This window comes from Pseudomonas sp. LBUM1657 (genome assembly GCF_059716075.1).
Window position 1 is genome coordinate 4,394,717 of record NZ_CP166799.1, and the last position, 14,844, is coordinate 4,409,560.

13 protein-coding genes and 1 pseudogene are annotated in these 14,844 nt (G+C 61.2%); 8 read left to right on the forward strand and 6 right to left on the reverse strand.

The window, feature by feature from the left end; translation table 11 throughout:
* Positions 1 to 192: 192 nt before the first annotated feature.
* Positions 193 to 1,509 (reverse strand): Na+/H+ antiporter family protein, encoded by a 1,317-nt coding sequence (locus tag ACA055_RS20360; protein ID WP_497684458.1) that lies wholly within the window; start codon positions 1,507 to 1,509, stop codon positions 193 to 195.
* Positions 1,510 to 2,942: 1,433 nt separating this feature from the next.
* Between ACA055_RS20360 and ACA055_RS20365 the strand changes: the two are divergent.
* Positions 2,943 to 3,089, forward strand: a pseudogene (locus tag ACA055_RS20365) (HAMP domain-containing protein); the annotation flags it as partial.
* Between the two features lie 102 nt (positions 3,090 to 3,191).
* Complete coding sequence (locus ACA055_RS20370; RefSeq protein WP_442965655.1) at positions 3,192 to 3,947, forward strand: methyl-accepting chemotaxis protein; 756 nt, start codon at positions 3,192 to 3,194, stop codon at positions 3,945 to 3,947.
* A 147-nt stretch (positions 3,948 to 4,094) separates the two neighbouring features.
* On the opposite strand, the gene ACA055_RS20375 is transcribed toward ACA055_RS20370, so the two are convergent.
* From ACA055_RS20375 to ACA055_RS20390, 4 genes are read right to left on the reverse strand one after another with little or no spacing between them, the layout of a single operon-like run.
* A complete protein-coding gene (locus ACA055_RS20375) occupies positions 4,095 to 5,408 on the reverse strand; it encodes a sensor histidine kinase (protein WP_497680276.1) in 1,314 nt (437 codons plus the stop codon).
* Complete coding sequence (locus tag ACA055_RS20380; protein WP_497680277.1) at positions 5,405 to 6,073, reverse strand: response regulator transcription factor; 669 nt, start codon at positions 6,071 to 6,073, stop codon at positions 5,405 to 5,407. The genes ACA055_RS20375 and ACA055_RS20380 overlap by 4 nt, the downstream gene beginning before the upstream one ends.
* 3 nt (positions 6,074 to 6,076) lie before the next feature.
* Positions 6,077 to 6,409 (reverse strand): PepSY domain-containing protein, encoded by a 333-nt coding sequence (locus ACA055_RS20385; RefSeq protein WP_497680278.1) that lies wholly within the window; start codon positions 6,407 to 6,409, stop codon positions 6,077 to 6,079.
* Positions 6,409 to 6,717, reverse strand: coding sequence for a PepSY domain-containing protein (locus tag ACA055_RS20390; protein WP_497680279.1), 309 nt, complete (start codon positions 6,715 to 6,717; stop codon positions 6,409 to 6,411). The genes ACA055_RS20385 and ACA055_RS20390 overlap by 1 nt, the downstream gene beginning before the upstream one ends.
* A gap of 245 nt (positions 6,718 to 6,962) precedes the next feature.
* Between ACA055_RS20390 and ACA055_RS20395 the strand changes: the two genes are divergently transcribed.
* From ACA055_RS20395 to codA, 5 genes are all read left to right on the forward strand, one after another.
* On the forward strand, positions 6,963 to 8,042 hold the full coding sequence (locus tag ACA055_RS20395) for a patatin-like phospholipase family protein (protein WP_497680280.1): 1,080 nt from the start codon (positions 6,963 to 6,965) through the stop codon (positions 8,040 to 8,042).
* A 176-nt stretch (positions 8,043 to 8,218) separates the two neighbouring features.
* Positions 8,219 to 8,575 (forward strand): 6-carboxytetrahydropterin synthase QueD, encoded by a 357-nt coding sequence (queD, locus tag ACA055_RS20400; RefSeq protein WP_497680281.1) that lies wholly within the window; start codon positions 8,219 to 8,221, stop codon positions 8,573 to 8,575.
* A gap of 208 nt (positions 8,576 to 8,783) precedes the next feature.
* On the forward strand, positions 8,784 to 9,614 hold the full coding sequence (locus ACA055_RS20405) for an alpha/beta fold hydrolase (protein ID WP_497680282.1): 831 nt from the start codon (positions 8,784 to 8,786) through the stop codon (positions 9,612 to 9,614).
* 251 nt (positions 9,615 to 9,865) lie between these two features.
* Complete coding sequence (gene codB, locus ACA055_RS20410; protein ID WP_497680283.1) at positions 9,866 to 11,140, forward strand: cytosine permease; 1,275 nt, start codon at positions 9,866 to 9,868, stop codon at positions 11,138 to 11,140.
* Positions 11,141 to 11,153: 13 nt separating this feature from the next.
* Positions 11,154 to 12,392 carry a cytosine deaminase gene (codA, locus tag ACA055_RS20415; RefSeq protein ID WP_497680284.1) on the forward strand — a complete coding sequence of 413 codons (1,239 nt, stop codon included), beginning with the start codon at positions 11,154 to 11,156 and terminating at the stop codon, positions 12,390 to 12,392.
* A gap of 115 nt (positions 12,393 to 12,507) precedes the next feature.
* Here the strand turns inward: codA and ACA055_RS20420 are convergent, their stop codons facing one another.
* Positions 12,508 to 13,500 carry a diaminopimelate epimerase gene (locus tag ACA055_RS20420; protein WP_497680285.1) on the reverse strand — a complete coding sequence of 331 codons (993 nt, stop codon included), beginning with the start codon at positions 13,498 to 13,500 and terminating at the stop codon, positions 12,508 to 12,510.
* Between the two features lie 165 nt (positions 13,501 to 13,665).
* Here ACA055_RS20420 and ACA055_RS20425 point away from each other — a divergent pair, with 165 nt between their 5' ends.
* Positions 13,666 to 14,817, forward strand: a complete 1,152-nt coding sequence (locus ACA055_RS20425; RefSeq protein ID WP_497680286.1) for an MFS transporter — start codon at positions 13,666 to 13,668, stop codon at positions 14,815 to 14,817.
* The last annotated feature ends 27 nt before the right edge of the window (positions 14,818 to 14,844 follow it).

A 14,844-nucleotide genomic window follows, 5' to 3' on the forward strand; every position in this document is an offset into this window, starting at 1 on the left:
TGATTTTGTTGGCGTGGTTAAAGGCTTTAACGGCACGCCGGGTCAAAAGTTGAGCGAAGGTCACGATGATCTCCTGTGGGAGCGGGCTTGCTCGCGAAGACGGTGGCACATCCAGCATTGATGTGACTGACAGTCCGCTTTCGCGAGCAAGCCCGCTCCCACATTTGATCTCGGGTGATCAGGGGGATAGGTTTAGAGCACCATCGCCGCCACCCAGCCAAACGCCAGCAGCGGCAGGTTGTAGTGCAGGAAGGTCGGGACCACTGTGTCCCAGATATGGTGGTGCTGGCCGTCGATGTTCAGGCCGGAGGTCGGGCCGAGGGTCGAGTCCGAGGCGGGTGAACCAGCGTCTCCCAGCGCACCGGCGGTGCCGACGATGCACACGATGGCAATCGGGCTGAAGCCCAGTTGCACGCACAACGGCACGAAAATAACCGCCAGGATCGGCACGGTGGAAAACGACGAGCCGATGCCCATGGTCACCAACAGCCCCACCAGCAACATCAGCAGCGCGCCAATGGCTTTGCTGTGGCCGATCCACGAGGCCGACGTTTCGACCAGCGTTTGCACTTGCCCGGTGGCCTTGATCACTTCGCCAAACCCGGACGCGGCGATCATGATGAAGCCGATCATCGCCATCATCTTCATGCCTTCGGTGAACAGGTCATCGGTGTCCCGCCACTTGACGATGCCCGACACCGAAAAAATCAGAAACCCCACCAGTGCGCCGATGATCATCGAGTCCAGCAGCAGCTGAATAATGAACGCCGAAGCGATGGCCAGCCCCGCCACCATCAGGCTCAGCGGGTTGTACTGCACTGCGACCTGCTCGACTTGTTCGATCTTTTCCAGGTCGTAGACGCGTTTCTTGCGGTAGCTGATGAACGCGACCGCCAGACCGAAGACCATGCCCAGGGCCGGAATACCCATGGCATGGGTGACGTTGATGCCACTGATATCCACGCCGCTGCGGGCGACGTTGGCCAGCAGGATTTCATTGAGGAAGATATTGCCGAAGCCCACCGGCAGGAACATGTAGGGCGTGATCAGACCGAAGGTCATGACGCAGGCAATCAATCGACGGTCCAGTTGCAGCTTGGTCAACACATATAAAAGCGGCGGTACCAACAGCGGGATAAAAGCGATATGTATCGGCAAGATGTTCTGCGAGGCGATGGCCACCACCCACAGCAGACCGATCAGCAGCCACTTGACTTGGCGCCCGCCGGTGGCGTGCTGGCGATCGACCATCGCCAGGGCCTTGTCCGCCAGGGCATGGGCCAGGCCGGACTTGGCGATGGCCACCGCGAACGCGCCGAGCAGCGCGTAGGACAACGCCACCGTCGCGCCGCCACCGAGGCCGCTGTTGAAGGCTTTGAGTGTCGCGTCGATGCCCAGGCCACCGGTCAGGCCACCCACCAGCGCGCCCACGATCAGCGCGATCACCACATGCACACGGGACAGGCTGAGTATCAGCATGATGCCGACCGCGGCAATTACAGCATTAATCATCGTTACCTCAGACAAACGGAATGAGCCCGGCCGGCAGTCTGCGAAGAGCCGCCAGCGGATTGAAGAATGGGTTTTATTAGAGGGCGCGCACTGTGCCGCAGAGTCGGCCTGCTGTCAAAGCGCTTGGCCGATGATGGGCGTAACTGCGTGTGATGCCCCAACGGGGGCAAGCCCCCTCGCCACAGGCAGTCAGGTGCCACAAAAGCGTCGATGGACGGCATAAAGAAAGCCGAACCACGGCCGTTACAGTGCTGGGTATCAGATATTTATCGAATAAGGACGTCTCCATGTCGCTCAGACAACTTTCCATTCAATGGAAAATCACCCTGCTCGCCGGGCTTTGCCTGGCGAGTATCGTGACCCTGCTGGTGGGTCTTTCGCTGTATCGCATGGAGCACAGCTCCGCGCTGGTGAAAGCCTCGAGCATGGAGATGCTGAACGAAGCCGCCCAGGCACGGATCGAGTCCCAGGGTGAAAACCAGGCACTGGTGATTCGCCAGCAGTTCATGGACGCCTATCAATACGGCCATGGTTTTTCCCGTCAGGTGCTGTTCCTGCGCGACCAGGCCGAGAAGCGCTTTCTCGATGCCTTCGACCTGCGCGAAGACTTGACCCGCCAGGTCAAGTCGGCCCTGCAAGCCAACCCGGAACTGCTCGGTCTGTCTCTGGTGTTCGAAGCCAACGCGCTGGACGGCAAGGACGAATTGTTCGCCGGTCAGAGCGAAGTCGGCAGCAATGACAAGGGGCGCTTTGCCTTGTACTGGTCGCAACCGACCCCAGGCCAGTTGACCTCCATGCCACTGCCGGAAAGCGACATGGCCGACACCAGCACTGGCCCCAGCGGCGAACCGGCCAACGCCTGGTTCACGTGCCCGCGCGCGACGCTCAAACCGTGCGTGATCGAGCCCTATTTCTACGTGATTGACGGTCAAAAGGTGCTGATGACCAGCATCGTTTTCCCGCTGATGGTCAATGGCAAGGTCATCGCTTCGCTGTCGGTGGACATCAACCTCAACAGCCTGCAAGCGGTCAGCCAGGGCGCGAGCAAGAAGCTCTATGACGGCCAGACCAGTGTCAGCATCATCAGCCCGGTCGGTTTGCTCGCCGGCTACAGCCCGGATGCCAGCCAACTCAGCCAGCGTCTGGAGACCGTGGACAAAACCAACGGTGCCGAGCTGGTACGCCTGCTCGCCGCCAGCAATAAAACCGGGAGCCTGCACAGCAACCAGCAATTGAAAGTGCTGGCGCCGTTCCAGCCGATTCCCGGTGGCAAGGCCTGGGGCGTGTTGCTCGATGTACCGGAAAAAGTCCTGGTCGGCCCTGCCGAAGCGCTGAAAAAACAACTCGATGAAAGCAACACAGCCGGGACCCTGATCGAACTCGGCCTGGGCGTGCTGGCCGCGTTGATTGGCCTGTTGCTGGTGTGGCTGATGGCCCGCAGCGTGACCAAACCGATTCTCGGTGTGGCGCACATGCTTGAAGACATCGCCAGCGGTGAAGGCGACCTGACCCGCCGCCTGGCCTACGACAAGCAGGATGAACTGGGTCAGTTGGCCGGCTGGTTCAACCGCTTCCTCGACAAGCTGCAACCGATCATCGCCGAGGTTAAACGCTCGGTGCAGGACGCTCGCAGCACCGCTGACCAGTCATCCGCCATCGCCACCCAGACCAGCGCCGGCATGGAGCAGCAATACCGTCAGGTGGATCAGGTCGCGACTGCGTCCCACGAAATGAGCGCCACCGCTCAGGATGTCGCCCGCAGCGCAGCGCAAGCGGCCCAGGCGGCGCGGGATGCGGATCAAGCGACCCGTCAGGGCCTGACTGTGATCGACCGCACCACCACCAGCATCGGCAACCTCGCCGCCGACATGAGCGCGGCGATGGTTCAAGTCGAAGGCCTGGCGGCCAACAGCGAGAAAATCGGTTCGGTGCTGGAAGTGATTCGCGCCATCGCCGAACAGACCAACCTGCTGGCCCTCAACGCCGCCATCGAAGCGGCCCGCGCCGGTGAGGCCGGGCGCGGTTTTGCCGTGGTGGCTGATGAAGTGCGCAACCTGGCGCGCCGTACTCAGGAGTCGGTCGAGGAAACCCGCCTGGTGATCGAACAGTTGCAGAGCGGCACTCAGGATGTGGTGGGGTCGATGAACAACAGCCATCGTCAGGCCCAGGGCAGTGTCGAGCAGGTTGGCCAGGCGGTGACGGCGCTGCGTCAGATTGGCGAGGCGGTGACGGTGATCAGCGACATGAACCTGCAGATCGCCAGTGCGGCGGAAGAGCAAAGCGCGGTGGCGGAAGAGATCAATAACAACGTGGCGACCATCCGCGACGTGACCGAATCGCTGTCGGGCCAAGCCAATGAATCGGCGCGGGTGAGTCAGTCGCTCAATAGCCTGGCGAATCAGCAGCAGAGCTTGATGGATCAGTTCCGCGTTTAACGCAGGCCCTGCATCCACTGAAGATCAAACTGTGGGAGCGGGCTTGCTCGCGAAGACGGTGGCACATCCGGCATTGATGTGACTGACAAACCGCTTTCGCGAGCAAGCCCGCTCCCACAGGTTTTTCCAGCGTTCTTTAGATGGGTGTCAGCGTTTGGGTAATTCGATTACAACCTTCAACCCGCCCCACTCGCTCTCCTCCAACCGCAACACCCCGCCCCAGGTGTCGACGATGTCGCGCACAATCCCCAACCCCAGCCCATGTCCGTCAGTCTGTTCATCAAGGCGTGTACCACGACTGAACACCTGGTCGCGCCGGTCTTCGGGAATCCCCGGCCCATCGTCTTCCACGCTCAGGCGAAAACCTTCAGGGGTCTGGACCACGCTCAACCGAATCTCGGCATCCGCCCATTTGCAGGCGTTGTCCAACAGGTTGCCGAGCAGTTCCAGCAAGTCTTCACGATCCCACGGCAGTTGCAACCCTTTGGGGGCGACGTAGCTGAGCGCGAGATGCTCGCCGTGGATCATGTTCAACGTCGCCAGCAGCCCCGGTAACTCGGCATCGCAATCAAACAACGCCCCCGGCAACGCGTCGCCGGACAACCGGGCGCGGTTGAGCTCGCGATGGAGCCGTAGCCGGACCTGCTCCAGCTGCGCCTGGATGACCTTGCGCAGCTCCGGTTGCGCGTCGAACTTCTCGCTGGATGCCAGGCTCAACAACACCGCCAATGGGGTTTTCAAGGCATGACCGAGGTTGCCCAGGGCATTGCGCGAACGCTTGAGGCTGTCTTCGGTGTGAGCCAGCAAATGGTTGATCTGCGCCACCAACGGCTCCAGCTCAACCGGCACTTCTTCATCCAGTTGCGAGCGCTGGCCCTGCTGCAATTGAGCGATCTGTTCGCGGGCCTTTTCCAGCGGCCGCAACGCGCGACGCACGGTGATCCGTTGCAACAACAGAATCAGCAGCAGCCCGGCCAGGCCCAGGCCCAGACCGACCTGTTGCATGCGCAGGAAGCTCTCGCGCACCGGGGTGTAGTCCTGAGCCACGCTGATGGAGATCGACTGGCCCAAGCGGCGATAGTCCGAGCGCAAGACCAGCAACTGCTGCCCTTCCGGCCCCAGTTGCAAGTTGCTGTGCAGACCGGGATGGTCGAGACGCGGCAGCTCCTGGTCCCACAACGAACGTGAGCGCCAATGGCTGTCGGCAAAATCGATACGAAAGTAATGCCCGGAAAACGGTCGCTGATAGGCCGGCGACAGATGCCGCTCATCCAGCTGCAAACCTTGTGGCCCGCGTACCAGCGCCACCAGCAGGCTTTCGCTGTCGTTGCGCAGCCCTGCTTCGAGATAGCGCTGCAAACCCATTTCGAACAGCCACAGGCTGGTTTGCGCCAGCACCAGGCCGACGATCACCATCACGCTGATCAGGCCCAGGCTCAAGCGGCGCTGGATCGACCTCACCGGGCTTGCCCGCCGAACAGGTAACCCTGACCGCGACGGGTTTCGATCACGCTGCGCCCGAGCTTGCGCCGCAAGTGGTTGACGTGGACTTCCAGCACGTTGGAATCGCGCTCGGTTTCACCGTCGTAGAGGTGTTCGGCGAGGTGGCTTTTGGAAAGGATCTGTTCGGGGTGCAGCATGAAATAACGCAGCAGGCGAAACTCGGCGGCGGTCAGCTGAATGTCCGCGCCGTCGCGGGTCACGCACTGACGGCCTTCATCCAGATGCAATCCGGCCGCCTGGAGCATCGGCTGATTGACCTGGCCGTGAGAGCGGCGCAACAACGCCTGAATGCGCAAGTGCAGTTCTTCGGGGTGAAAGGGTTTGGTCAGGTAATCGTCGGCACCGGCCTTGAGGCCTTCGATGCGCTCGGCCCAGGAACCGCGGGCGGTGAGGATCAGCACCGGCGTGGCCAGGCCGCCGGCTCGCCATTGGGTCAGCACTTCAAGCCCTGACAACCCCGGCAGCCCGAGGTCGAGGATGATCAGGTCATAAGGTTCGCTGCTGCCCTGGTAGACCGCGTCGCGACCGTCGGCCAGCCAGTCCACGGCGTACCCCTGACGATTGAGGCCGGCCATCAGTTCGTCGGCCAGGGGCACGTGATCTTCCACCAGGAGCAAACGCATCGGTCAATCTTCCTTGTCTTTCAGTAAATGGCCAGTGATGGCATCGATGTCCAGTTCACGCACCACGCCTTCGGTGGTCAGCAGCTCGACTTCATAAATGTAGACGTCGTGTTTCTCTTCGAGCTCGGCTTCCAGCAGTTTGGCCCCCGGATAGCGATCCATCGCTTGCTGCAACAGTTGCTCAAGCGGCAGGATCACGCCCTGTTGGCGCAGGCGCAGGGCTTCGTCCTGATCCAGGTCTCGGGCCATGACCACCGAGCAAAAAGCCAGAAGCGCCAGAAGCGCCAGAGCCAGGTGGCTGCCGGCGCGCCGATGTGCAATGGAAAACACCTTCATTACGTATCCTGATGATCCTTGAGAACCTGCCCGCTCACAGCGTCCAGTTCCAGGTCCCACTCGATGCCCTGCGGGTCGCGCATTTCAACCTGGTAGATGTACTTGCCGTACTCTTCTTCCAGCTCGGTTTCGGTGATCGTGGCGCCGGGATGCTTGGCCAGTGCGGTGGCGTTGAGCTTCTCGAAAGACACAATGGTACCAGCGTCGCGCAGTCGCAGGGCTTCGTCGGGGCCCAGGTCGCGAGCGTGGGCGATGCTGGCGGTCATGCCGATGATGATTGTTGTGAACAGGGCAGTCAGGATTTTCATGGGGTGTCTCCGTATTTTTTTATGTGTTGCCTACGGGAGCCACCTTAGCGAGCCGAACTTAACTGAAACTGAATTGCCATCATTGGGAGTGGCAACACGATATCGCAGAGATGCGCAAAACCCTGTGGGAGCGGGTTTGCTCGCGAAGGCGGTGTATCAGCCGGCATTGATGTTGGCTGACACACCGCTTTCGCGAGCAAGCCCGCTCCCACATAATCCTGCGCTTGCCAGACATCGAGACCGGTATGACCGCTATCCACATCAAGTTCCCTTCCCTGACCCTCAAAGCCGGCCCGCGTGCCTTTGCGCGCATCCGTGAAAACGGCTTGAACGCCGCCGACGTGGGCACATTGCCGGGTGCCGCCGGTGGCCCCAAGGCATTGGGAATTCAAGGTCTGGACCTGGCACTGTTCGGCGAGTGGCTGCCGGCGGCGCCGAGGGAGCGCTCACTGATTGGTGCATCGGTGGGTTCCTGGCGCTTCGCCAGTGCCTGCCTGCCGGACGCCGCCGAAGGCATCCGCCGTCTCGGTCACCTCTACACCGAGCAGAACTTCGCCAAAGGCGTGACCATGGCGCAGATCAGCCAGAGCTCCCGGCGCATGCTTGATGAGCTGCTCGACGGCCGCGATGCCGCCATTCTCGACAACATCCATTACCGACTGAACATCATGGTGGTCAAAAGCCACGGCCTGCTGGCCGACGATCATCGCGGCCGACTCGGGCTGGGGCTGTCGTCGGTGATCGCCGACAACCTGCGCGGTCGCGCGCGGTTGTCGCGGCACTTTGAGCGGCTGATCATCCACGACCCGCGTCTGGCGCCGCCGGTCCATGCGCTGAACGACTTCCCTTCGCGCTTCGTCGCGTTGAATGCCGGCAACTTGCGCCAGGCGTTGCTCGCGTCGGGCTCGATCCCGATGGTGATGGAAGGCGTGCGTGATCTGCCGGGCGCAGGCGCAGGGACTTTCCGCGACGGCGGCCTGCTGGACTATCACCTCGATCTGCCCTACAGCGGCAACGACATCGTGCTTTACCCGCACTTCACCGACCGGGTGATTCCCGGCTGGTTCGACAAGACGTTGCCCTGGCGTCGTGCCTGCCCAACACGTTTGCAGGATGTTCTGCTGCTGGCGCCGTCCAGGGAATACCTGTCTCGCCTGCCTTACGGCAAACTGCCGGACCGTAACGATTTCAAACGCTTCATGGGCGATGCGCCGAGCCGGCAAAAATACTGGCGCGCAACGATGGATGAAAGCCGCAGACTGGGTGACGAGTTTCTCGAACTGGCTGCCAATGGTCGCTTGGGCGAGCGGTTACTGACCCTCTAGTGTCCTGTCTCGCCAATACTGTTCCTGTTTGACGGCGTCTGTTGCCGTCAAACAGGAACGTATTGGTGAGACAGGACACTGGTCAGTGTTTTCCCGCAACCCCAAACGCAAACTGTTAAACTCGCCGCCTGCCCACATCGCCGCGGCGATCGCCACCTGACAGAGCTCAAAACACTGTGGAAATCTTCAAAGAATTTACCTTCGAATCCGCCCACCGCCTGCCCCACGTGCCGGACGGCCACAAGTGCGGCCGCCTGCACGGCCACTCGTTCAAAGTGGCGATTCACCTGAGCGGCGACCTCGATCCGCATACGGGCTGGATCCGCGACTTCTCGGAGATCAAGGAGATCTTCAAGCCGCTTTACGAGCGACTCGACCATAACTATCTGAACGATATTCCTGGTCTGGAAAACCCGACCAGTGAAGTGCTGGCCAAGTGGATCTGGCAAGAGTTGAAGCCATTGTTGCCGGAACTCAGTGCGATTCGAATCCACGAGACCTGCACCAGCGGCTGCATCTATCGCGGCGAGTAAACCGTCGATGCACGTTCAATGTGGGAGCGAGCTTGCTCGCGCAAGCGGTCTGACATTCAGCTTTGATGGTGACTGACACGGCCTCTTCGCGAGCAAGCCCGCTCCCACAAGTAAAACTGCGTTTCGTCAGTGACATGAAAAACAGCCTTCAAAGGCTGTTTTTTTATGCCTATGCTTTTTGGCTCGCACACGCCAAGAGGACACACCCATGACTGACTGGCCGCTGGCTCAGACCTATCGCTTCAACGGGCACTCCGTTCGCTACGCCGTACGTGGCGACGGCCCGCCGCTGGTGTTCGTGCATGGCACGCCCTTCTCTTCTTATGTATGGCACCGGATTGCGCCGCACTTCATCACCACGCACCGGGTGCACTACTTTGATCTGCTGGGTTACGGACTGTCCGAGAAATGCGACAGCGATGTGTCCTTGGGCGTGCAGAACGAACTGCTGGCGCAACTGCTGGAGCATTGGGGCCTGGATCGGCCGGACGTGGTAGCCCACGATTTCGGCGGTGCCACTGTCCTGCGCGCGCATCTGCTGAACGGCAAGAATTACCGCAGCCTGACACTGATCGACCCGGTGGCACTGACGCCCTGGGGTTCACCGTTCGTGCAGCATGTGCGCCAGCATGAAGCGGCGTTCAGCGGGCTACCCGACTACATTCAACGGGCCATCGTACCGACCTATATTCGTGGGGCGATCAAGCGCGACATACCCGATGAAGAACTCGCGCCCTACGTGCAACCGTGGTTGGGCGATCCGGGCCAAGCGGCGTTTTACCGACAAATCGCGCAGATGGATGAACGCTACACTCTTGAAGCCGAAGGGCTGTACCCGACAATTCGCTGCCCGGTGCAGATTCTTTGGGGCGAGGATGATCAGTGGATTCCGATTGAGCGTGGCCACGCGCTGCATCAGATGATTCCTGGATCGCAGTTTCACCCCATTCCCAATGCCGGGCATTTGGTTCAGGAAGATGCACCGGAAGCCATCATCGCGGCGCTGCTGCGCTTTCTACCGCAACACGAATCCCCCTGAAAAAACCAATATCCCATGTGGGAGCGGGCTTGCTCGCGAAAGCGGTGGGTCAGTCAGCATCAATGGCGACTGACCCGCCGCTTTCGCGAGCAAGCCCGCTCCCACATGGGTCCTGTGCTCCGTCAGTTGCACCGCTTTCGCACCCTCTCCGGGCCAATTTCGCCGGCTCGTCTATAAGTAACAACACCAACTCCGTTTGGCACGACCGCTGCAACACTCTCCCGCGTCACCCATTCAGCAAGGAACGCCACATGACGCAGAACGCTCCGGGCAACGATTACCCCCTCAGCGAAGTCCCGATGCACGCCCGCAAGGGTTTGGCCTCGACGGCCATGGTGCTGCTGGGTTTCACCTTTTTTACCGCGACCATGTTTGCTGGCGGCAAGCTCGGGGTGGCGTTCAGTTTCGGCGAGATGATGGCGGTGATTGTCGTCGGCAATCTGCTGCTGGGGATCTATGCCGCGGCGCTGGGTTACATCGCCTTCAAGAGCGGTCTCAATTCGGTGCTGATGGGGCGTTTCTGCTTCGGTGAAGTGGGCAGCAAGCTCAGCGACCTGATTCTCGGGTTCACCCAGATCGGCTGGTACGCCTGGGGGACGGCCACGGCCGCCGTGGTGCTGGGCAAGTATTTCGAATTGAGCGAAGGCACCATCCTCGGCTTGATGGTGCTGTTTGGACTGGTGTTTTGCGCAACCGCCTACGTCGGTTATCGCGGGCTGGAGATTCTCTCGTACATCGCGGTGCCGGCGATGATGGTGCTGCTGACGCTGTCGATGTGGGTCGCCACGGTAAAGGTCGGCGGGCTCGATGGTTTGCTGGCGGTGGTGCCGACGGCAACCCTGGACTGGTCGACGGCGATTACGTTGGTGTTCGGCACCTTCGTCAGCGGCGCGACCCAGGCGACCAACTGGACCCGTTTCTCGCGCTCGGCCCGGGTCGCGGTGCTGGCGAGCCTGATCGGTTTTTTCATCGGCAACGGCCTGATGGTATTGATCGGCGCCTATGGGGCGATCGTCTATCAGCAGCCCGACGTGGTCGAAGTGCTGCTGTTGCAAGGGTTCGCCATGGCGGCGATGGCGATGCTGCTGCTCAATATCTGGAGCACCCAGGACAACACCATCTACAACTTCGCCGTCGCCGGTTGCAACCTGCTGCGCACCGGCCGTCGTAAAACCGTGACCCTGGCCGGTGCGGTGATCGGCACGCTGCTGGCCCTGCTGGGGATGTACGACCTGCTGGTGCCTTACCTGATTCTGCTGGGCACGGTCATTCCGCCGATTGGTGGCGTGATCATGGCGGACTTTTTCTTTCGCTATCGTGGTCAATATCCACGTCTGGCCGATGCACGACTGCCGGCGTTCAACTGGCCTGGTTTGAGCGCTTATGCGGTCGGCACCGTCGCCGCATTCAGTTCACCGTGGGTCGCGCCGCTGGTAGGGATTGCCGCCGCCGCGTTAACGTATGTGTTACTGACCAGCGTACTCGGTGCCCGTGCCGCCAACGCACCACTACAAGAAGATCTATAAAAGGATTCGCCTCATGCACATCATCAACGCCCGCCTGCGCAACCAAGAAGGCTTGCATGAGTTGTACCTGGAAAACGGCCTGATCAGCAGCATCGCCCGACAGACCGAGGCGCCCACCCTGGGCGCCGATGATCTGGACGCTGGCGGCAACCTGGTGGTGCCGCCCTTCGTCGAGCCGCACATTCATCTCGACGCGACCCTGACCGCTGGCGAACCACGCTGGAACATGAGCGGTACGCTGTTCGAGGGCATCGAATGCTGGGGCGAGCGCAAGGTGACCATCACTGAGGAAGACACCAAGACCCGCGCCAAGAAAACCATCCAGAGCCTCGCCGCCCACGGCATCCAGCATGTGCGCACCCACGTCGACGTGACTGACCCACAGTTGACGGCGCTCAAGGCGATGCTCGAAGTGCGCGAGGAAAGCCGTCACCTGATCGATATGCAGATCGTCGCCTTCCCACAGGAAGGCATCGAGTCGTACCGTAACGGCAGGGAGCTGATGGAAGAAGCGATCCGCATGGGCGCCGATGTGGTGGGCGGCATTCCACATTTCGAGTACACCCGCGATCAGGGCGTGAGTTCGGTGAAGTTCCTCATGGACCTGGCCGAGCGCACCGGTTGTCTGGTGGACGTGCATTGCGATGAAACCGACGACCCGCATTCGCGCTTTCTTGAGGTGCTGGCCGAAGAAGCCCGCAGTCGTGACATGGGGTCGCGGGTGACGGCCAGCCACACCACGGCCATGGGCTCTTACGACAACGCTTACTGCGCCAAATTGTTTCGCCTGCTCGGCCATTCGGGGATCAGTTTTATCTCCTGCCCCACCGAAAGCATTCACCTGCAAGGACGCTTCGACAATTTCCCGAAACGCCGGGGCGTGACCCGGGTCAACGAGTTGCTCGAAGCGGGGATGAACGTGTGTTTTGGTCAGGATTCGATCGTCGATCCTTGGTATCCGCTGGGTAACGGCAACATCTTGCGAGTGCTCGAAGCCGGGCTGCACATCTGCCACATGCTCGGTTACCGCAACCTGCAAAGCGCGCTGGACCTGGTGACCGACAACAGCGCCAAGGCCTTGGCTTTGGGTGATCGTTATGGCCTGGAGCGCGGGCGGCCGGCGAATCTGCTGATTCTGTCGGCGGACAGCGATTACGAAGTGATTCGCAGCCAGGGCTTGCCGTTGTATTCGGTTCGCGATGGCAAGGTGTTGATGAAGCGGCAGATGCCGGTGGTGGAATGGGCCTCCTGAATCTTCGTTGACTGTGCGGGCCTCTTCGCGAGCAAGCCCGCTCCCACATTAAAGTCTTGTGTACGACCGAGATCGAAATGTGGGAGCGGGCTTGCTCGCGAAGGCAATCTCGACATCACCCCATCAACAGCGCCGTACCAAACAACCTGACCCGACTCAATTCCCCCTCCGCTTCCTCCAGTAAAATCGGCGCCGTGCCGCCGGGCATGACCACTTTCACCTCCCCCGCGCTCACCCAACCCACCCGCCAAGCCGCGCAAGCCACCGCACTGGCGCTGGTACCCGATGACGCCGTAGGCCCTTCGCCACGCTCGAACACCCGCGCAACGACTCGTCCCTCGGACTCAAGCATCGCCCATTGCAGATTCACTCCAGCCGCACAAGGCTCCCCTGCCCCGACCGGCATGGCGTAGGCGATACGCGTCAGCCCGTCGGACAATTGCGCCTCGCGCATTTGCTCATTGCTCGGCAACGCCTCGGCGCGCTCCACCAGGGTTACGCAATGAGGATTGCCGATCCGCACGAATTGGCTGCGGGCCCATGCCGGGTCGAGTGATGACAAGGGCTGCACGTGGCTAACCTCGCGACCGTTTAACAACGTGCGTTCAACCGCGCGAGCACCCACCGCCTGCGGCCCGAACGACGGTCTTCCCAAGTCGAGCCAGAATCCAGACACGCCATCGACCCGCGCCGATTTCACTGAAGTTTCCACCGGCGACACCGCATCCGTCTTGTCGTGATGAACCCTGAGCAGACACACCCCGTCCTCTGGCAGCAACCCTTGCTCATTGAGCGCCTGGGAAAAAATCGTCAGCCCGTTGCCGCTGCGCTCGGCCAGGGTTCCGTCGGTGTTGACGATCAGCAGATCAAAAGGTGGCACCGCTTGAAACGGGCCGATCAGCAAACCATCACTGCGATGAGACTTGCTGCCGGACGGTTGTGTGCCAGGTGCCCAGCCACAGAACGCTTCGATGGCGGGCAACGCCCAGCTGTCGCGGGTTTGGGCCGCATGACTGGCTTGTTCCGCAATGTCGATTCCGTTGTCGCGCAAATCGCCCGGCGTCACCACCGCGTAGATATTGCCTCGCGCATCGTAGAACGGCGTCATGGCGTCTCCTTATAAACCGTCGATGAGTTCAACATATCGCGAAACGACGGCTGGCTGTGCAAGGATGTCACCCTGCCTGACTGCGAAACCATCCGGACGCTGATCGAACCCTCACCGGTGAATCACTGTCCCTTGGGGACGCGACGTTTTTTGCCAAGGATTGATATGACCAACCTCAACACCCAAACCTCGTTCGTTCCCGGTCGCCTGGAGCAGATGTCCACGCGCATCGCCTTTTTTATTGCCGGTTTCGGGATTGCCGCGTGGGCGCCGCTGGTGCCTTACGCCAAGGCCCGGGCCGGGCTGGATGAAGGGACCCTCGGTTTGCTACTGTTGTGTCTGGGGGTGGGTTCGATTCTGGCGATGCCGATGGCCGGGATCCTGGCCACGCGCTTCGGCTGTCGCAAAGTCGCGATCGGCGGCACCTTGCTGATCTGCCTGGCCCTGCCTTTGCTGGCGACGGTGTCGTCGATTCCGGCGTTGATTGCGGCGTTGTTCATCTTCGGTGCTGGCCTCGGCACGGTGGATTCGACGGTAAACCTGCAAGCGGTGATCGTCGAGCGGGCCAGTGGCAAGACCATGATGTCGGGTTTCCACGGGCTGTTCAGCCTGGGCGGGATCGTCGGCGCGGCGGGGGTCAGTGCCCTGCTCGGTTTCGGGGTTTCACCGTTGGGCGCGATGCTGGTGGTGAACGTGTTTCTGCTGATCGCGCTGTTCAAGGCTGCACCACACCTGTTGCCCTATGGCAGCGAAAGTTCGGGCCCGGCGTTTGCCGTTCCCCACGGCATCGTGCTGTTTATCGGCGGGATGTGCTTCATCGTGTTCCTCGCCGAAGGCGCGGCGCTCGACTGGAGCGCGGTGTTCCTTGCGCAGGAGCGAGGGATCGACACGGCGTATGCAGGGCTGGGTTATGCGGCGTTTGCCCTGACCATGACCGTGGGGCGTTTGACCGGGGACGCGATTGTCCGACGCCTGGGCGCTACGCGAGTGATTGTGTTCGGTGGGCTGACGGCCGCGGCAGGCCTGTTTCTGGCGACCTTCGCCCCGAGCTGGGAAGCGGCGCTGGTGGGGTATGCGCTGGTGGGGGCGGGATGTTCGAACATTGTGCCGGTGCTGTACACCGCGGTGGGTAAACAGACGGTCATGCCCGAAAGCATCGCGGTGCCGGCGATTACCACGTTGGGTTATGCGGGGATTCTCGCGGGGCCTGCACTGATCGGGTTTATCGCCCACGGCAGCAGCTTGAGCTTTGCGTTCGGCTTGATGGCGGTGTTGCTGGTGGCGGTGGCCATTGGCGGGAAGGTGTTGAAAGTCTGAAAAGCTTCGCGAGCAAGCCCGCTCCCA